19 protein-coding genes are annotated in these 19,432 nt (G+C 35.4%); all 19 read right to left on the bottom strand.

The genetic code is table 11. From position 1 onward, the window contains the following. Positions 1-7: 7 nt before the first annotated feature. Positions 8-1,396: a flagellar hook-length control protein FliK gene (locus COD11_RS08310; protein ID WP_098796296.1), complete on the bottom strand. Its 1,389-nt coding sequence runs from the start codon at positions 1,394-1,396 to the stop codon at positions 8-10. Between the two features lie 15 nt (positions 1,397-1,411). Then, positions 1,412-2,017 (bottom strand): MotE family protein, encoded by a 606-nt coding sequence (locus COD11_RS08305; RefSeq protein WP_098796295.1) that lies wholly within the window; start codon positions 2,015-2,017, stop codon positions 1,412-1,414. 11 nt (positions 2,018-2,028) lie between these two features. Continuing rightward, the gene (fliJ, locus tag COD11_RS08300) at positions 2,029-2,472 is read right to left on the bottom strand and encodes a flagellar export protein FliJ (RefSeq protein ID WP_098796294.1); all 444 of its coding nucleotides are present in this window, start codon (positions 2,470-2,472) and stop codon (positions 2,029-2,031) included. Further along, complete coding sequence (gene fliI, locus COD11_RS08295; protein ID WP_098796293.1) at positions 2,472-3,791, bottom strand: flagellar protein export ATPase FliI; 1,320 nt, start codon at positions 3,789-3,791, stop codon at positions 2,472-2,474. Before fliI ends, fliJ begins: the two co-directional genes overlap by 1 nt. A gap of 7 nt (positions 3,792-3,798) precedes the next feature. Continuing rightward, complete coding sequence (gene fliH / locus COD11_RS08290) at positions 3,799-4,557, bottom strand: flagellar assembly protein FliH (RefSeq protein WP_176551016.1); 759 nt, start codon at positions 4,555-4,557, stop codon at positions 3,799-3,801. Continuing rightward, positions 4,550-5,566: a flagellar motor switch protein FliG gene (gene fliG, locus COD11_RS08285; protein WP_098796291.1), complete on the bottom strand. Its 1,017-nt coding sequence runs from the start codon at positions 5,564-5,566 to the stop codon at positions 4,550-4,552. The genes fliH and fliG overlap by 8 nt, the downstream gene beginning before the upstream one ends. A gap of 11 nt (positions 5,567-5,577) precedes the next feature. Continuing rightward, positions 5,578-7,188, bottom strand: coding sequence for a flagellar basal-body MS-ring/collar protein FliF (gene fliF, locus COD11_RS08280; RefSeq protein WP_098796290.1), 1,611 nt, complete (start codon positions 7,186-7,188; stop codon positions 5,578-5,580). 85 nt (positions 7,189-7,273) lie between these two features. After that, a complete protein-coding gene (fliE, locus tag COD11_RS08275) occupies positions 7,274-7,585 on the bottom strand; it encodes a flagellar hook-basal body complex protein FliE (RefSeq protein ID WP_098796289.1) in 312 nt (103 codons plus the stop codon). A gap of 10 nt (positions 7,586-7,595) precedes the next feature. Then, complete coding sequence (flgC, locus tag COD11_RS08270) at positions 7,596-8,051, bottom strand: flagellar basal body rod protein FlgC (protein WP_098796288.1); 456 nt, start codon at positions 8,049-8,051, stop codon at positions 7,596-7,598. A 2-nt stretch (positions 8,052-8,053) separates the two neighbouring features. Then, positions 8,054-8,446: a flagellar basal body rod protein FlgB gene (flgB, locus tag COD11_RS08265; protein ID WP_098796287.1), complete on the bottom strand. Its 393-nt coding sequence runs from the start codon at positions 8,444-8,446 to the stop codon at positions 8,054-8,056. A 214-nt stretch (positions 8,447-8,660) separates the two neighbouring features. Beyond that, positions 8,661-9,440 carry a GTP-sensing pleiotropic transcriptional regulator CodY gene (codY, locus tag COD11_RS08260; RefSeq protein ID WP_098796286.1) on the bottom strand — a complete coding sequence of 260 codons (780 nt, stop codon included), beginning with the start codon at positions 9,438-9,440 and terminating at the stop codon, positions 8,661-8,663. 39 nt (positions 9,441-9,479) lie between these two features. Beyond that, entirely contained in the window at positions 9,480-10,883 is a 1,404-nt protein-coding gene (hslU, locus tag COD11_RS08255; RefSeq protein WP_098796285.1) for an ATP-dependent protease ATPase subunit HslU, read from the bottom strand. A gap of 17 nt (positions 10,884-10,900) precedes the next feature. Further along, positions 10,901-11,443, bottom strand: coding sequence for an ATP-dependent protease subunit HslV (hslV, locus tag COD11_RS08250; protein WP_098796284.1), 543 nt, complete (start codon positions 11,441-11,443; stop codon positions 10,901-10,903). A 25-nt stretch (positions 11,444-11,468) separates the two neighbouring features. After that, positions 11,469-12,377: a tyrosine recombinase XerC gene (gene xerC / locus COD11_RS08245; RefSeq protein ID WP_098796283.1), complete on the bottom strand. Its 909-nt coding sequence runs from the start codon at positions 12,375-12,377 to the stop codon at positions 11,469-11,471. Positions 12,378-12,449: 72 nt separating this feature from the next. Next, a complete protein-coding gene (gene trmFO / locus COD11_RS08240; RefSeq protein ID WP_098796282.1) occupies positions 12,450-13,760 on the bottom strand; it encodes an FADH(2)-oxidizing methylenetetrahydrofolate--tRNA-(uracil(54)-C(5))-methyltransferase TrmFO in 1,311 nt (436 codons plus the stop codon). Positions 13,761-13,874: 114 nt separating this feature from the next. After that, the gene (gene topA / locus COD11_RS08235) at positions 13,875-15,950 is read right to left on the bottom strand and encodes a type I DNA topoisomerase (protein ID WP_098796281.1); all 2,076 of its coding nucleotides are present in this window, start codon (positions 15,948-15,950) and stop codon (positions 13,875-13,877) included. 299 nt (positions 15,951-16,249) lie between these two features. After that, positions 16,250-17,137 (bottom strand): DNA-processing protein DprA, encoded by an 888-nt coding sequence (gene dprA / locus COD11_RS08230; protein WP_098796280.1) that lies wholly within the window; start codon positions 17,135-17,137, stop codon positions 16,250-16,252. A 67-nt stretch (positions 17,138-17,204) separates the two neighbouring features. Further along, positions 17,205-18,107: a succinate--CoA ligase subunit alpha gene (gene sucD / locus COD11_RS08225; RefSeq protein ID WP_098796279.1), complete on the bottom strand. Its 903-nt coding sequence runs from the start codon at positions 18,105-18,107 to the stop codon at positions 17,205-17,207. An 18-nt stretch (positions 18,108-18,125) separates the two neighbouring features. Beyond that, positions 18,126-19,286 (bottom strand): ADP-forming succinate--CoA ligase subunit beta, encoded by a 1,161-nt coding sequence (sucC, locus tag COD11_RS08220; protein ID WP_098796278.1) that lies wholly within the window; start codon positions 19,284-19,286, stop codon positions 18,126-18,128. Positions 19,287-19,432: the final 146 nt, after the last annotated feature.

Below are 19,432 nucleotides of genomic sequence, written 5' to 3'. Positions count from 1 at the left end.
AGCCTCCTTAAATTGAAATGTTTAATGCATCATTTAGTGAATCTTTAAAGTTCACATTATTTTGATCTTCTTGATCAGAATTTTCATTTTGATTGTTATGTTCTTTTCCTTGTTTAGGATCTTTATTTTCTCTTAGGAATTTAGAGGAATCATCAGTAAAAACTTCAAATCTCTCAAACTCTATATTTACATTAGGTAATGCCTGCCTTAATTGAGATCCACTATGTTCTAACAATTCCTTTGCTGATTGTGTGGCAGCAATGATTTTTGCAACCATTTCACCATTCTGTTGTTGAACAATTCTGATTGTAATGGACCCAAGATGCTCTGGAGTCAAATTAATAACCAAACGGCTTGTGCCATTGTTAAATTGAGAGAGTCTACTATTTTTCAGTAACTCGATCATTTTATTTGTAAATTCTTCTTTCGTCGAAGTTAATAAATTTGTATTTTTATTTTCACCAACGGTCATAAGCTGATCTTTTTGTACGAATTTATCTAATTGAATAGAAAAAGTTTCTTCAGGAACAGAAGCTGAATTTAATGAAAGACCTGAGTTATGTTGACTAGCAACTAAATCTTTATTAAATGAATGATTTTGATCAGTATTTTCTGCTGAATCTACCACAGTCATTAGCTTTGTCAGCAGTTCCTTAACTTTAGATAAATCATCTGATGAAAGTATCTGCTTTAAGTGATCAGCTACATCAGAATCAGCTAATAAAGAGTCTTTAAGCAAATTTTTGGCGTAATTTGCTTCGGATGGATTTTCCATTAAGCCTAGTAGTTTACTATAATAACGTAAATCATCTAAAACTTGTTCACTTGCAGTGCTAATAATCATTTGACCTTCCAATAAAGCTTTATCTTCCTTACTCATATTTTCTAGAGCAAAAAACATATGATCGAAGTTAAGATCTTCTGCTGGAGAAAAGCTTGGAAACTCACTTTCTAATAATGCATGTAATTTTCCCAATATTGGAGTCATGTCAACAGAACCGTCGGTTTTAGCTATATCTTCTATTTTTATAGCCAAGGCTAAGATACTAATCCCAATTGGAAGTTTATCTGATGAGTTTAATAAGTCTTCTAAAGATGTAAACTGATTTAACAGCTCATTCATACTTGTTTGTATACTTGAAAGATCTTCTTCAGATAGATCGTTAATGGTTGTGTCTTTACCTAGCTGATCCCCTAAAATTTCTTTTATCTCATTCTTAACTTCTGTTAATAAATCCTTTTGCTGTACATCTTGTTTAGGGGTAACAGCAGTTGGCTGTCCATGATGGGAATGTTGTACAGAAGATATAAAATCTTTAAAGCTACTGCTCGTACTGTTCTGATTCGTCTTTTTTGGTGAAAAACTTTGAGCGTCAAACAAATTTGCGATTTTCACATTTCCACCTCCCTTCTATTCTTCATTAGAAGACAATAACCCAGTATATTTCACTGCATCTTCAACCGTCATTTTTGCTAATATATCAGCAACTTGCTTATCATCTAATGAAGTAAGAATTAACAAAGCATCTTCTTGAGATAAATTCGGAATAATCTCCGCTGCTTTCTTACTGCTCATATTGTCGTATAAGCTAGAAATATCCTTTTTCTGATTGTTTGTTTCTGTTTCTGTATTTTTAATTTCCTCAAGTTGTTTTTCCAATGAGCTTATTTCTTGTGTAAGAGTTTGAACTTCTTTTTCTTTATTCGTTAAATCCTTTTCAAGAGCGGTAATCATCACTGATTGTTCCTCAACCGTTTCTTCAAGCTTCTTCATTTCTTCTTTTTGAGCTTCTTCTTTCAAAACCTGAGAAGTAGCGGCTGTATCTTCTTCTTCTTTGAATAATTTTTCAACGACAGGTATTTCCTTTAATGTTGATTTGGCTTTTCCCAGTACATCAAAGCCTGCTACGGATAAAATAACACCGACTAACGTTAAAGTGAAAATCATCGGAATAAATATGACAAAGAAAAACCATTGAAATTTACCGAATTCTTGTTTTTCAGTTTCAGTTTCCACTTTGGGTTCACCTAACTTCCACGATACATATAAGATTGGATAGAAAGATCATCCATTTGCTTGTTTTCAGAATGTTTTGTTGCCAAAATATACTGTTCCAGCTGTTTTTCTTTCAACTTTTCGTATTTTTTCACTTCAATATTTTTCTGCATAAGCTTCATTTGTTTTTCATTCATTCTGTTTCTTGTTAACTGAACCAGTTTTTGATAATGAGTAATTGTTTTTTCTATATTGCTAACAAATTGTTGATAATGTCTAATTTCCTGAACAGACATTCCACTATTTAATCGCGCAAGAGTTGTTTCCTCTAACACTTCTTTTTGTTTCAAAGAATCGTATAATTTGTTCGCTACATTTTCAAAATCATTTACAGATTGATTATACTCAGCTAGTGATTGTTCTTTTTCATTTTCTTTAACATCCATTATTTTTTGGAATCGAAATGGATTTACCATTAAAAATCACCTTTTTCGATTAACTGATTAAGTGAAGAAATACTTTCTTCAATAGTGACTTTATCTTCAACATTTTGCTTTAAAAATGAAATGATTTTCGGATAGAATTTAATTGCTTCATCAATCTCTCGTGAAGAACCTCTTTTATAAGCCCCGATATTAATTAAATCTTCGGAATTTAAATAGGTTGAAAGAAGATCACGCAGTTTTGATGCTGAACTTTTGTGTCCTGAATCAACGATTTGATTCATAACTCGACTAATGCTTTTTAGAACATTAATTGCCGGGAATTGTCCTTTATTTGCGAGTTGTCGGTCCAAAACAATATGACCATCTAATATACCTCGAACAGTATCTGAGATTGGTTCATTTAAATCATCACCATCAACAAGAACAGTATAAAAAGCCGTGATTGTTCCTTGCTCATTTGTACCAGTTCGTTCTAATAGTTTAGGCAATATGGCAAAAACCGATGGGGTATATCCTTTTGTTGTTGGTGGTTCCCCAACTGCAAGCCCGATTTCACGCTGTGCCATTGCTACACGCGTAACAGAGTCCATCATAAACATAACATTTAACCCTTTATCACGAAAATACTCAGCAATAGCAGTTGCGGTATACGCCGCCTTCATCCTCATAAGAGCAGGCTGATCTGAAGTGGCAACAACAACAATTGATCTTTTTAATCCTTCAGGTCCAAGATCTTTGTCAATAAACTCTCTTACCTCACGTCCACGTTCACCTATGAGCGCGATCACATTTAAATCTGCATTTGTGTTTCGGGCAATCATACCCATTAATGTACTTTTACCAACACCACTACCCGCAAAAATACCTACACGCTGACCTTTTCCAACCGTTAACAAGCTATCAATAACACGGACTCCAACTTCCATTTTTTCATGGATGGGTGGACGCTTCATTGGATTGGGAGGAGATTGATCAGTTGGAACACTTGCTAGGCCCTTTGGAAGATTGGATTCATTTAGAGGTAATCCAAAAGCATCGACTACTTGTCCAATTAAACCCATACCGATTTTTACTGTTAGAGGTTCATCCGTCGCTTCAACAATACTTCCAGGTGATATATGCATCACTTGCAAATACGGCATTAACAGAACATTTTCATCTTTAAAACCAACAACCTCTGCCGGAATTCTCGTTTTCTTAGTTGATCCGGTATAAATATAACAAAGGTCACCAATTGAGCTTTCAGGTCCTCTTGATTCAATCATCAACCCGACTACCCTTTTTACTTTCCCATAACGCTTATAGGAATCTAAACTGTCAATTGTATGAATCAGATCCACTGCTCTCAATTGGAAATCACCTCTCATCAAGTAAATCTAGTAATTGTTCTTTTAACTGCTCTAATTGAGTATCAATACTCAGATCAATCCGCCCAAAAGCAGATTCGATAAAGCAATCCTGCTCATTTAATTCTGCATTAGCATATACATATAAGTCTGTGTCATTTGTCACCAATGTTTTTAATTCATTTTTTTGATTTAACACCAATTCGTAGTAACATGGATGAACATGGATTTTAATATTTTCATATTCTTTTACTTCAAGAAGCCCCTTTTTTACTAAGGGAAGGAAATTCTCCTGTGAGTCAACAAGTTTAGAACTAATAATTTTTTCTGCTACTTTTATCGAAAGTTCTAAGATTGTGTTTTCGGCAGATTGAATTATTTCATCATAATCATGTTTTGCCATATCGATCATTCTTTTCGACTCTTCTATATGAGCATGATATTGTCTTAGTGCTTCTTGTCTTCCCAGTTCCAAACCTTCTGCATATCCTTCTTGCTTGGCCTGTTCAATTAATTGTTCGCGTTCTTGATGCCACTCATTTCTTTCACCGTCTATTTGCTGCTTTATTCTAGATGACTCGTCATGTGCAGATTGGATGATCTTCTCTGCTTCTGCTCTAGCTGATTGAATAATATATGAAGATTCTTTTAATAACTCAGGATCATCTTGAGTTATTTTATCTTGCATTAATACCTGAAGTTGCTGGACTGCTATTGTTCTTTTGTCATCATGATGATTAGTGAATTGAGACTTAATAAGCCTAGACAATAATATCATCTCCTCCACCACGGGCAATGACAATTTCACCAGCTTCTTCAAGCCTTCTAATAACACCAACAATTCTTGATTGAGCCTCTTCTACATCACGAAGCCTAACTGGCCCCATAAATTCCATTTCTTCTTTGAACGTATCAACCATTCGTTTAGACATATTCTTAAAGACCACATCTCTAACTTCTTCACTAGCAACTTTAAGTGAAAGCATTAAGTCATCGTTTTCTACATCTCTAATCACACGCTGTATTGCACGATTATCAAGTGTAACAATGTCTTCAAAGACAAACATTCTCTTTTTAATTTCTTCAGCCAATACCGGATCTTGAATCTCAAGTGAATCAAGGATGGTTCTTTCTGTTGATCGATCCACTCCATTTAATACTTCAACAACTGCCTCAATTCCACCAGTTTGTGTAAAGTCTTGAGTAACCGTTGATGAAAGCTTGCGTTCAAGAATCTGTTCAACTTCATTAATTATTTCAGGAGCTGTTCTATCCATTACAGCAATTCTTCGCGCAACATCTGCTTGCAGTTCTTGTGGAAGCTCAGATAGAATTTGTCCTGATTGATTCGGTTCTAGATAAGAAAGAATCAGGGCAATTGTCTGAGGATGCTCATTTTGAATAAAGTTCAAAATCTGTGATGGATCTGCCTTCCTTGCAAAATCAAATGGTTTAACTTGTAAGGAAGATGTTAGTCGGTGAATAATGCTAGTTGCTTTATCCTCACCTAATGCCTTTTCCAGTACCTCTTTTGCGTAAGCAATTCCACCTTGGGTGATAAAATCTTGCGCCATTGCAATATCATGAAATTCCTCAATAATTTCTTCTTTCTTTTCGGAATCGACCTTTCGTACACCTGAAATCTCTAATGTTAGTTTTTCGATTTCTTCTTCAGACAAATGTTTATAAACAGATGCTGATACTTCTGGTCCTAAAGAGATTAAAAGAATGGCAGCCTTCTGTTTACCTGTTAATGTATTATTATCTTTCCTAGCCATCAGTTAACCTCCTATTCCTCAGAAATCCAAGTTCGTAACAGTTTTGCAAAATCTTCTGGTTTTTCTTTTGCCATTTTTTCTAGCTGCTTTTTACGAACTGTAGTCTCTGTCTCAATTTCATTGTTGTTGATATCTTGAATATCAAACGTTGGTCCATCCTGTAAGTCGTCTTCCTCTTCTTCAAGCTCTTCATTCTCTTGCTTTTTCTTTCTAACTAGCAGAATGATAAGAACAATGATTGCTAATAGTAAAACTCCTCCTACAATGTACATCCAAATTGGAATAACTGGAGTTGCTTCAGCTTCAGCAAGTTGCTGTTTACCATCGAACGGTTGAACAGAAACCACAACTTTTTCTTCTAGCTGCTCTTGTGTTAAAGGCTCTGCATCAGCTTCTTTATTAATTGAGGTTCTTACGATTGTTGATAATATTTGTTGAATATCTTCTTCGCGTTCTGGTGTGAATGAATCCAGATTTTCTGGATCTGGTGGTTCGACCATTACTTGAATTCCTAAGTCCCGTATTTTATACGGACTCTCCACAATCTGTTTATTAATACGATTCACTTCATTATTAATTCGTTCTTCAATACGTTCATAATCTCCATTACCAGTGCCTTCTGCTGTTGCTTCGTAGTTAGGAACATCCGTTTCACCAGTTCCATTCGGACCACCTGCGGCGGCAGCACCATCTCCCGTATAGGCTTCGGTAATTCTTTCTACACTAACAGCAATTCCTTCATCAGAACCTTCGACTACTGGAGATACAATATTTTCTTCACGGTTTTCTTGAGTGAAGTCAATATCTGTTGTTACCGCAACAACAACTTTTTCTTGTCCCATCATCGTACCCAATAACTTTTGAACATCTCGTTGAATATCTTGTTCAATTTGTGCTTTAATTTCTTGCTGAGATGCATAGCTTGTACCTGGTGAAGAGTTTTGACCATTATTTAGATCATAATAGTTAAAGTTTTGATCCATAATGACGATATTATCTGTAGAAAGATTTGGAACACTTTTAGAAACTAAGTGAAAAAGTGCATTTACTTTTTCTTGGTCCAATTGAGCTCCAGGTTTTAAATTTAATACAACCGAAGCAGATGAACCTTCAGTTTGTTCTCCTACAAAAACAGATTCTGCTGGAAGATTAATCATGACATTTGCATTATTAACTCCCTCTATTCCCTTCATTAGGTTTGCCAGCTCTGTTTGAGTAGCCTTAAGTTTAATCACATCAAACTCTTTATCCGTCATTCCAAAACCAGAATCCTGACCAAAGTAAGAATAGTCAATTGTTCCCGTATTTGGAACTCCTTCAGCTGCTAACTCAACCATCAAAGTGTCTACCATCTCTTTTGGTACCATAATGGTTGAACCATTATTTGAGATTTCGGACTGAACACCCTTCGCATCAAGTGTTTCTTTAATTTGACCTGTTTCAGCAGGAGAAAGATTAGAATAAAGAGGAACTAAAGTAGGTTTTGACACAAAGTAAGTCAATAGCCCGGCTATAACAAAAAACAGAATCGTGCCTGTTATAATAAGGTTTTTTTGTCCTTTACTTCTTCCTTGCCATAGCCCAGATAGTTTATCTTTTGTATTCATTAATTTTTCGTTCATTCCATAAAATCCCCCGGTCACAATGACTTTCTGCATTTCGTAGTCAGAACCGTTCTATTGTTAATAGAACGGTTCCTCTAAACTACTAAACCTGCATTCTCATCATTTCTTGATATGCTTCAATCGCTTTGTTTCTGACTTCTATAGCTGTTAGAAGCGTAATACTTGATTTCTGGGATGCAATCATGACATCATGAAGTTCCACATTTTTGCCGCTTGCAAGAGCCTCTGTCATTTTATCTGATTCAAGTTGTACTTTATTGATCTCATTAATAGATTGCTTTAACGTTTCTGCAAAACTAGTTTTATTTTCCGTCTTACTATTTGTTATATTGATAGCCTTAGGTTGAACAGGCTGAGTAGTTGTTACTTGGAATGGACTAATACTATTAATCATTTCTAATCACCTATTTCCCAATTTCTAATGCTTTCATTAGCATCCCTTTAGAAGCATTCATTGCCGTAACATTCGCTTCATATGATCGAGTGCTACTAATAAGATCAACCATTTCCTTTAAAGGATCTACATTCGGCATCGCGACATAGCCTTCATCATTAGCGTCCGGATGCTCTGGGTCATAGATTAGTTCAAATGGAGTATCATCTTCGACAATTTCCGTTACTTTTACCCCATCGGCTTTTGCTGATGAGCCCGAGCCCATTGCCTTATTAAGAAAAGAGGAAAAACTGTTTCCTTGGGGCTGAGTGACAACCATTTTTCTGCGATATGGTTGCCACTCACCATCAATGAATTCTCCTCTGGTTGTGTCCATATTAGCCATATTCGAAGAAATAACGTCCATTCTAACCCGCTGAGCAGTTAATGCCGAACCAGATGTGTTTATTGAATGAAAAATAGACATATTTATCTGCCACCTTTAATCACTGTTTTTAGTGAGTTAAATTTCCCACTTATTCTTTCGATTAGCGCATTATATTGAATTTGATTTTTTGCCATTTCTGTCATTTCAGAATCAATGTCAACATTATTTCCATTATGATGATAATTGGTGTTATTTCTTGAAACGATTTTAAAGCTTGATGTATCAGAACCACCAAATTCAAAATGTTTGGCGTTTGTCTTTGTAGCCTGAAGTTTTTGCATCTCATTTGATAATGCAGTATTAAACCGAACCTCTTGAGCTTTATAATTCGGGGTATCAACATTGGCAATGTTATTAGAGATAACCTTTTGCTTAGCAGTTGATTGAGAAATTGCGGTTTCTAAACTATTTATTGTATTTGAAAATAATTTCATAATATCCCCTCACAAAATGTAAAGTACATACGTATCGTATAATGTCGAAATATGTGTTTTCTTCTTACTCATTGTATGAAATATTAGTCTTAAAGTCTATTAAGGTTTTGTAAAAAAAAGTCGGATTTTCTATCTTATTGAATAAATCAAAAAAGATTTACAAAAACTCAAAAAAGGCACTTTAAGGATATAATCCTCAAAGTGCCTTTTATTATTAATTTGTTTTTAATTTCTCTAATTCAACTAAGAATTTCGCATTAAGAACTTTTATATATGTTCCTTTCATCCCTAGAGATCGGGATTCAATAACACCAGCACTCTCTAGCTTACGTAATGCATTTACAATTACAGATCTTGTAATTCCAACACGATCAGCTATTTTACTAGCTACTAAAAGACCTTCATTTCCGCTTAATTCCTCAAATATATGTTCAATCGCTTCTAATTCACTGTATGATAGAGAACTGATAGCCATTTGTACAACCGCTTTGCTTCGTGCTTCCTCTTCGATTTCTTCAGCTTTTTCACGCAGAATCTCCATACCTACAACAGTAGCTCCATATTCAGCAAGAATTAAATCTTCATCTTCAAATTGTTCTTGTACTCTTGCTAAAATTAAAGTTCCTAAACGCTCTCCACCACCAATGATCGGCACGATAGTTGTTAAGCCATTTTTAAATAATTCACGATTTTCAACTGGAAATGCAGTATATTCACTATATACATCGATGTTTGAAGATGTTTCTGTTATGTTAAAAAGGTTGTTTGTATAACCTTCAGGAAACTGACGGTCTTCAAGCATTTTTTTCATTCTCTCGTTTTCGATAAGCTGATTAACTGCAAAGCCTAGTAACTTTCCTCTTCTGCTTACAACAAAGATATTTGCTTCAATCACTTCGCTTAGCTTTTCAGCCATCTCTTTGAAGTTAACTGGTTTCCCTGCTGCTCTTTGGAGCATTGCATTAATTTTACGTGTTTTCTGTAATAGAGCCATTTATTGGTTCCTCCTGTAAACATATGAAATTGTAATTTTTTATAATATAAACTGGCTTAAATCTTTGTTTTTAGATATTTTCCCAAGTTTGTCTTCGACGTACTGTGGCGTAATGACAATCTTTTCTAAATTTATATCAGGTGCCTCAAATGATAGATCTTCTAATAATCGTTCAAGAATTGTATGTAATCTCCTTGCACCAATATTATCAGTATTTTGATTCACCTCAAATGCAACTTCAGCTATTCTACGAATAGCATCGTCAGAAAATTCTAATTGTATACCTTCTGTTTCAATTAACGCTTGATATTGTTTTAAAAGAGCATTATCAGGTTCTACTAAGATTTTCACAAAATCATCTACACTAAGTTTTGTTAATTCTACACGAATTGGAAATCTTCCTTGTAGTTCCGGGATAAGGTCAGATGGCTTAGCGATATGAAAGGCACCAGCAGCAATAAATAACATATGATCTGTCTTGACTGATCCATATTTCGTTACAACAGTAGATCCTTCCACAATCGGAAGAATATCACGTTGTACCCCTTCCCTGGAAACATCCGCTGAAGATCCACCCTTAGATTTACCTGCTATTTTATCGATTTCATCTATGAAAATAATACCGGTTTGTTCAGAACGTATAATAGCTTCCTGTGTTACATCTTCCATATCAATTAGTTTACTTGCTTCTTCATTTGTTATAACTTTTCTTGCTTCTCTAACAGTTAACTTTCTCTTTTTCTTTTTCTTAGGCATAAAACTTCCTAGAGCATCCTGCATGTTCATCCCCATTTGTTCCATACCCGAGCCTTGAAGTAAATCAAACATTGATGCTTGTTGTTCCTCAACCTCGACAGTTACATAATGATCTTCTAATTCACCTAATGCTAATTGATGTGAGATTCTACGACGCTTTTCTTGAAGAGTAGATTCTTCAGTTGAGCTTTCCTCTTGATCTTGAGATTGTTGACTCGCTCCTCCAAAAAGCATTTCCAAAGGATTTTTCGCTGCTGATTGTTTTTTCTTACTTGGAACAAGTAGCTCAATTAACCGTTTATTAGCATTTTCCTCAGCTAGCCCTTTAACATCAGCTATTTTTTCTTCTTTTACTAGTCGAACGGCAGTCTCAACCAGATCACGCACCATTGATTCAACATCCCTACCAACATAGCCGACTTCAGTAAATTTTGTTGCTTCAACTTTAATAAAAGGGGCATGCGCAAGTTTTGCAATTCTCCTTGCTATCTCGGTTTTCCCAACACCTGTAGGTCCAATCATAAGAATGTTTTTAGGTACAACTTCCTCGCGTAGCTTTTCAGTTAGTAAGCTTCTTCTATAGCGATTTCTTAAAGCTACTGCTACCGCTTTTTTTGCATCCTTTTGTCCTATAATATATTGATCCAAACGCTCAACAATTTCTTTAGGGGTTAACTGTTTATTCATACTATTTGCCTCCCTTATTAAAGTTCTTCGACAATAATATTTAGATTTGTATAAACACAAATTTCTCCTGCAATTGTTAAAGCACCCTCAGCAATTTCTTTTGCAGATAAGGAATCACCTGAAAATCTCTTCAATGCACGACCAGCTGACAAAGCATAATTACCACCTGAACCAATTGCTAAGATCCCATCATCTGGTTCAATCACTTCACCTGTTCCTGAAACTAAAAGAAGATCATTTTCATCCATAACAATCAGCATAGCTTCAAGTCTTCTTAGCACTTTATCGCTACGCCATTCCTTTGCTAGCTCAACAGCAGCTCTTTGCAAATTCCCATTATACTCTTCAAGTCTATTTTCAAATAACTCAAATAGTGTGAATGCATCAGCTACAGATCCTGCAAATCCAGCAATTACTTTACCATTAAAAAGCTTTCTTACCTTTTTAGCTGTATGTTTCATAACAACAGCATTCCCAAAAGTTACCTGACCGTCACCTGCCATCGCAGCTTTACCATTATGTTGAATCGCAAATATTGTTGTTGCATGAAATTCAGACATAGTTCTACCTCCTAAATTGAGTCCTTTATGCCCGAGGATGATGGGACATATAGATTCGTTGCAAATGCTCCTTTGTGACGTGTGTATATACTTGTGTAGATGATAAATGTTCATGACCCAAAAGCTCCTGTACACTTCTCATATCTGCACCTTCATTTAACAGATGTGTAGCAAATGTATGGCGCAACATATGTGGATGAATATGAAGTGTTGATGCTGCTTTTTTTATCATGTCATTTAAAACATATCTTACACCACGATCTGTAAGCGGTGTCCCACGATGATTCACAAATAAATAATTGTGTTGATCACTTACCTTCAGTTTGCTCATTAACACCTTTCTTCCAACCGATAAATATTGATCAATTGCATCATGAGCATAGCTACCGAAAGGAACATATCGCTGCTTTCCACCTTTTCCATATACAAGAATCGTTTCAATAAAAAAATCAATATCTGATAGTTTAATGTTGCAACATTCGCTTACACGGATCCCAGTACCGTAAAGCACTTCAATGAGCGCTTGATTTCGTTGCCCAAGAGGAGTATTACAGTCAGATATGGTAAGAAGTTGCTCAACTTCCTCTTCATAAAGAAATTTTGGAATTTTTTGCTCCTTTTTTGGCAATGTAACAAGTGTAAATGGATTTTCAGTTAGTATCTCTTCTCTAACAAGAAATTTATAAAAACTTCTAAGAGTTGATACTTTTCTTGATATTGTTTTTCTAGAATACTTTTTATTATGTAACTTCGTTAAGTATAAACGTGTATCATTATATGTCATGTCTTCTAGATGGATCATTGCTTGTTCTTCCATAAAAGAAAAAAAATCCTCAATATCTTTGCTGTAATTCACAATTGTATATTTTGAATAATTTTTCTCTATTTGTAAATATTCAATAAACAAATTTAAATAATTCTTAACATTTCTCACATTTTACACCTCACAAACAACACAAGGGCTACTAAATGTTATCACAACAATAGTAGCCCTTGCAAATAATTTCTATAAATTTTTCGAAATTTTTTGAATTGTTTCTAGCGCGCGATTTGCCAGTGTTTCATTACGTTCTTTTTTACTCTTTATACGCTCAGGTAATGGAGCAAAAATCCCAAAATTTGCATTCATTGGTTGAAAGTTATCTGCGTTTGCATTTGTAATATACTTGGCCATACTCCCAATAGCTGTTTCATTTGGTAGGTCCACTAAATCTTTTCCTAAAATAAGATGTGCAGCATTTATTCCTGCAACTAACCCTGATGCGGCAGACTCGACATATCCTTCAACACCCGTCATTTGACCAGCAAAAAACAAATCGTCCCGGTCTTTGTATTGGTAAGTTGATCTTAAAAGTTTTGGTGAATTAATAAACGTGTTACGATGCATAACGCCATATCGAACTATTTCTGCGTTTTCTAAACCTGGAATTAAGGAAAGAACCTCTTTTTGCGGTCCCCATTTTAGGTGTGTTTGAAATCCTACAATATTATATAAAGTTCCAGCTGCATCATCTTGTCGAAGTTGTATCACAGCAAATGGTCTTTTCCCTGTTTTTGGATCTTCTAAACCTACTGGCTTTAAAGGGCCAAAGAGCATTGTTTTTCTTCCTCTTTGTGCCATCACTTCAATAGGCATACATCCTTCGAAGAATATTTCTTTTTCGAATTCCTTTAATGGCACGGTCTCCGCAGCAATTAAAGCTTCATAAAATCGATCAAATTCCTCTTCTGTCATAGGACAATTAAGGTAGGCTGCTTCGCCTTTATCATATCGGGACTTTAAATATACCTTGTTCATATCGATGCTATCTTTCTCAATTATTGGAGCAGCTGCATCATAGAAATATAAATACTCTTCACCTGTTAAAGTTTTTAATTGTTCTGATAAGCTTTTGGAGGTCAGTGGACCTGTTGCGATAATCGTTGGTCCTGAAGGAATTTCTTCTACCTCTTCATTCATAACAGTTACATTTTGATGACCTTTTACTAACTCTGTCACCTTACCGGCAAATTCATGCCGGTCAACAGCAAGTGCTCCACCAGCCGGAACTGCACACTCATCTGCTGCCTTTATAATAACAGAGTCTAGAATTCTCATTTCTTCTTTCAATACACCGACAGCATTTGTTAAATTGTTTGCTCTTAATGAGTTACTGCAAACTAACTCTGCAAATTTATCAGTATGATGGGCAGGTGTTTGCTTTACAGGTCGCATTTCATACAGTTTTACTTGAATACCCCTTTTGGCTAATTGCCAAGCCGCTTCGCTTCCAGCCAAACCAGCACCTACTACATTTACAACTACATCTTGATTCATCGTGACATGACCCTCCATTAATTAAAAAGACCTTATGTAGAATGGCATTTATTCTTATTACTTATGTTGTCCTAAAAAATATAAGTTAAAAAAGGTGAGCATAAAGTTGCTCACCTACTTTTGTTGTTCCTCTTTATAATCGCATTCCATACATTGAACTTGAACACCTTTTTTAAGCTTTTTCTCAACCAACATATGATTACATTTTGGACAACTTCTTGCTATTGGTTTGTCCCAGGATAAAAACTCACATTCAGGATATTGATCACAGCCATAAAAAATGCGGCGTTTTTTTGACTTTCGTTCAACAATTGTTCCTTCATCACAACTTGGACATTTTACCCCAATATCTTTTACAATTGGCTTCGTATTTCTGCAATCCGGGAAATTTGAGCAAGCCATAAATTTTCCATATCTACCCATTTTATAAACCATATGATGACCACATTCTTCACAATCAACACCAGCTGGTTCATCTTTAATTTCAATTTTCTCCATCTCATTTTCTGCTTTTTCAAGTCTTGGAGAAAAATCCTTATAAAAATTGTCAATAATTTGAATCCACTGAATATGGCCATCCTCAACTTCATCAAGGCTATTTTCCATATTTGCTGTAAATTCAACATTGATTATTTCTGGGAAGAACTCTCTGATCAGTTCTAAAACGATTTCACCCAACTCAGTAGGGATAAAACGTTTATTATCGAGTGAAACATATCCGCGCTTTTGTATCGTATCTAGTGTAGGTGCATAAGTCGATGGTCGACCTATTCCTAGTTCCTCCAACGTTTTTACAAGACGAGCCTCCGTGTACCGTGGTGGCGGCTGTGTAAAATGCTGCGCTGGTTCGATATCCTTTGAATAGACTTCATCGCCTTCTTTTAAATCCGGGAGTAATCTATCTTTTTCCTCAATTTGATCGTCGTTTCCTTCAACATATACTTTCATAAATCCAGGAAACTTAACTTTAGAACCTGTAGCTCTAAACATGACACCGTTATTTACAAGGTCAACACTCATTGTGTCTAATACAGCTGGTGCCATTTGACTAGAAACAAATCTTTCCCAAATCAGTTTATATAATCTTAACTGATCTCTGCTCAGAAATTCTTTTATTGATGCTGGATCACGTAAGGCTGATGTTGGACGAATTGCTTCATGGGCATCTTGAGCATTACTGTTTTTCTTCGCTGTTTTTGCTTGTGTGCCAATAAACTCTTCACCATATTTTTCAGTAATGTAACCAGTTGCTTCAGTCTGGGCCGTTTCTGATATTCTGGTAGAATCCGTTCTCATATAGGTAATTAATCCAACAGTGCCTTCTTTACCTAAATCGATACCTTCGTATAATTGCTGAGCAATCATCATCGTTTTCTTTGCTCTAAAATTCAGCTTACGCGCTGCCTCTTGTTGAAGAGTGGAAGTTGTAAAAGGTACGGCTGGATTTCTTTTTCTTTCCTTTTTCGTCACCTTTTCCACTTTAAATTTATTTTCTTTAATGTTACTCAAAACAGCCTTTACTTCTGATTCATTCTTAAGATCTTGCTTTTCTCCATTTATTCCATAGAAAGAAGCATCAAATTCTTTTTGACCTTTTAAAAATTGACCTTCAATTGACCAATATTCTTCTGGTACAAATTCTTTAATTTCATTTTCCCGATCAATAATTAAACGTACAGCTACAGATTGAACTCTCCCTGCACTTAACCCTTTTTTTACTTTTTTCCAAAGAATCGGGCTTATTTTATAACCAACCAATCGGTCTAATACACGTCTTGCTTGTTGGGCATCAACTAAATCCATATTGATTGAGCGTGGATGCTTGAAAGATTCTTTTATAGCATCTTTTGTAATTTCATTAAATACTACACGGCAATCAGAGTTTACATCAACGTCAAGACTATGTGCTAAATGCCATGCAATCGCTTCCCCTTCGCGATCCGGGTCAGCCGCTAAGTATACTTTTTTTGCTTTTTTAGCAGCTGTTTTTAATTCTTTAAGTACTGAACCTTTTCCTCTTATAGTAATGTATTTTGGTTCAAAATTATGTTCAACATCAACACCAATTTGACTTTTTGGTAGATCACGCACATGACCCATCGATGCCTTTACCTTATATTTTTTCCCTAAATAACGTTCGATTGTTTTCGCCTTTGCAGGTGATTCCACAATGACTAAATAGTCCGACATGCCTGGTATCCTCCTTAAGAGGTATTCTCTCTTTTATATTTCTTGAAATTTTTAGTTCATTAATTAAATTTCTATTTATACATTGAAGGGTTTTCCTCCAAGTAGTTAATAACTAGTAGATTTGATTAAACTCCTATTATCACTGTGTTTCTTCAAAATCTATACTTAAATCTCCACTATTATTAAATATTCCTATATCATTTGTCAAACATAATAAAAAGAAATTACACTAATCATATCCTAATTCAAGCTCAAATAACATGAATATTTTTACTTAATTGTCAAAAAAACACCTGAATTTACATTTCAACTTCTTGAGGAAATTCTTCAAATATATGTGATGCATGTTGTACTAATTTTGCCCCGTTTTGTATTAGTTCATTTCCACCAATACTACACTCATCAAAAATAGATCCTGGTATGGCAAATACTTCTCGGTTTTGCTCCAATGCTTGATGTGCAGTTATTAGTGAACCACTTCTTTGCTTAGCTTGGATAATAAGTGTCCCCAAAGAAATACCACTAATAATTCGATTTCTTTTAGGAAAATGCCATTTTTGAGGTGATGTCGAAGGAGAATGTTCTGAAAGAATAAGATGTGAAGTCATTAGCTTGTTTGCCAACGTTTGATTCTGCCTAGGATATATATGCTCTAATCCTCCACCAATTACGGCAATTGTTTCACCCCCATGGTTTAGTGCTGCTTCATGTGCTAAAGTATCGATTCCTTTAGCTAAACCACTTACAATAACCCATTTTTCTTGGATAAGAGGTTTTAACACATGCTCAAGGGCTTTAACACCATATTCAGACGGATATCTTGTACCTACTACACTAATAAGATTTTTACGAGAAGCAAGGGTGATATTACCTTTATAAAATAAAAATGGAGGCGGATCAGCAATTTGCTTTAACAAATAAGGATAATTGGGATCAAAAAGGGGAAGGAAAGAAATATTTTGCTGATTATATTTTTTAATGAGGAGCTCAGCTGAGTGAGAAAAATACTCAGTTTTTATGTTATCTATTTTATGTTTCTTCACATTAAAATAATGTAACCATTCATCGTCTTTTAGTTGAAAAAAAATCTGCAACGATGGATCTATTGTTAGTAATTTATAAATCATTTGACTATTAAGTTCCTTACAATGAGCTAACAAAAATAATTTTTTTGTTACATCGTCCATAAAATCCTCCTGTTTTTTCTACGATTAATAGGAACAGGTTAAAAACCTGTTCCTACTATTAATTTATTTAGTGTGTTTTACATTTTTCTAATAAACCTTGTTCTTCAAGAACAGAAATAAGTGTTTCACCCATAACAGATGGAGTGTCAGCCACTTTAATTCCACAGGCATTCATTGTTTTAATTTTTTCTTCAGCCGTACCTTTACCACCAGAAATAATCGCACCAGCATGACCCATACGTTTTCCAGGAGGTGCTGTTTGACCACCGATGAAGCCTACAACAGGTTTTGTCATATTTGCTTTAACCCATTCAGCAGCTTCTTCTTCAGCTGTACCACCGATCTCACCAATCATGATAACTGCATATGTGTCTTCATCTTCGTTAAAAGCTTTGAGAACATCGATAAAGTTCGTCCCGTTAACAGGATCCCCTCCGATACCTACAGCAGTAGATTGACCAATACCAGCTTGTGATAATTGATGAACGGCTTCATAAGTAAGAGTACCAGAACGTGAAACAACACCAACATGGCCCTTCTTATGAATATAGCCAGGCATAATTCCAATTTTGCACTCCTCAGGTGTAATCACACCAGGGCAGTTTGGTCCTACAAGGCGAGTTTTCTTACCTTCCATGTAGCGTTTAACATTCACCATATCCATAACTGGAATATGCTCTGTAATACAAATAACTAAATCTAATTCTGCGTCTACACCTTCCATAATTGCATCAGCTGCGAAAGGAGCAGGTACATAAATAACAGACGCGTTTGCACCAGTCGCTTGAACTGCTTCTTGAACTGTATTGAAAACAGGTACACCTTCTACTTCTGTTCCACCTTTACCAGGTGTAACCCCACCAACGATATTTGTGCCATACTCAAGCATTTGTTTTGTATGAAATAACGCTGTAGAACCAGTGATACCTTGTACGATTACTTTCGTATCTTTATTAATAAATACACTCATGTTTGTCCCCTGCCTTTCTTACTTCACTAATGAAACTATTTTTTGTGCGCCGTCAGCCATAGACTCTGCAGAAGTAATATTTAATCCAGATTCATTTAAAATTTTCTTACCTAATTCAACATTTGTACCTTCAAGACGTACAACTAAAGGAATCTCTAAGCCAACTTGTTTCGTAGCTTCAACTACACCCTCTGCGATAACATCACATTTCATGATTCCACCGAAGATATTAACGAAAATTCCTTTAACATTTTTATCAGAAAGAATAATTTTGAATGCTTCTGTAACTTTTTCTGCAGTTGCACCGCCCCCAACATCAAGGAAGTTTGCAGGTTCGCCGCCATAATACTTAATAATATCCATTGTTGACATTGCAAGACCAGCGCCATTTACCATACAGCCGATGTTACCGTCTAATGAGATATAACTTAAGTCATATTTAGATGCTTCGATTTCTTTTGGATCTTCTTCTTCCAAATCACGATATTCTACAATATCTTTATGGCGATATAATGCATTTGAATCAAAGTTTAATTTTGCGTCAAGAGCCATTACGTTGCCATCACCAGTGATAACTAATGGATTGATTTCTGCAATTGAGCAATCCTTTTCAACAAATACTTGATATAATCCCATCATAAATTTAACTGTTTTACCAACTAACTCTTTAGGAATATTAATGTTGAATGCAATTCTTCTAGCTTGATAGCCTTGAAGTCCAACCGCAGGATCAATCACTTCTTTGAAGATTTTTTCTGGCGTTTTTTCCGCCACTTCTTCAATTTCAGTTCCACCTTCTTCAGAAGCCATTAAAACTACTCGAGATGTAGCACGATCTAGTACTAAACCAACGTAGTATTCTTTTTTAATGTCACAACCTTCTTCAATTAGAAGACGTTTAACTTCCTTACCTTCTGGACCTGTTTGGTGAGTTACAAGTGTTTTCCCTAGAATTTCTTCTGCATATGTACGTGCTTCGTCAAGGTTTTTTGCAACTTTTACCCCGCCTGCTTTACCGCGTCCACCTGCATGGATTTGTGCTTTTACCACTACTACGTCTGTTCCAAGCTCTTTTGCAGCTTCTACCGCTTCATCTACAGAAAAAGCCACTCGTCCGTTTGGTACAGATACTCCGTATTTGCGAAGGAGTTCTTTCCCTTGGTACTCATGGATATTCATTAGCCATCCTCCTAACCAATTTGCAATATAAAATTAGACTGCGCTTTCATTTTATATAATAGTTCGAACCTTGTCTACAATTACACATAAAATAGTAAAATTCAAGTCAATTTTTATTTTTTTACAATAAAACTTTTAAAAATTAA

This window comes from Bacillus sp. AFS040349 (assembly GCF_002577655.1).
Lineage (GTDB): Bacteria > Bacillota > Bacilli > Bacillales > Bacillaceae > Metabacillus.
Note: the sequence above shows the minus strand (reverse complement) of the source record. Positions and strands in the feature narration are given on the sequence as shown.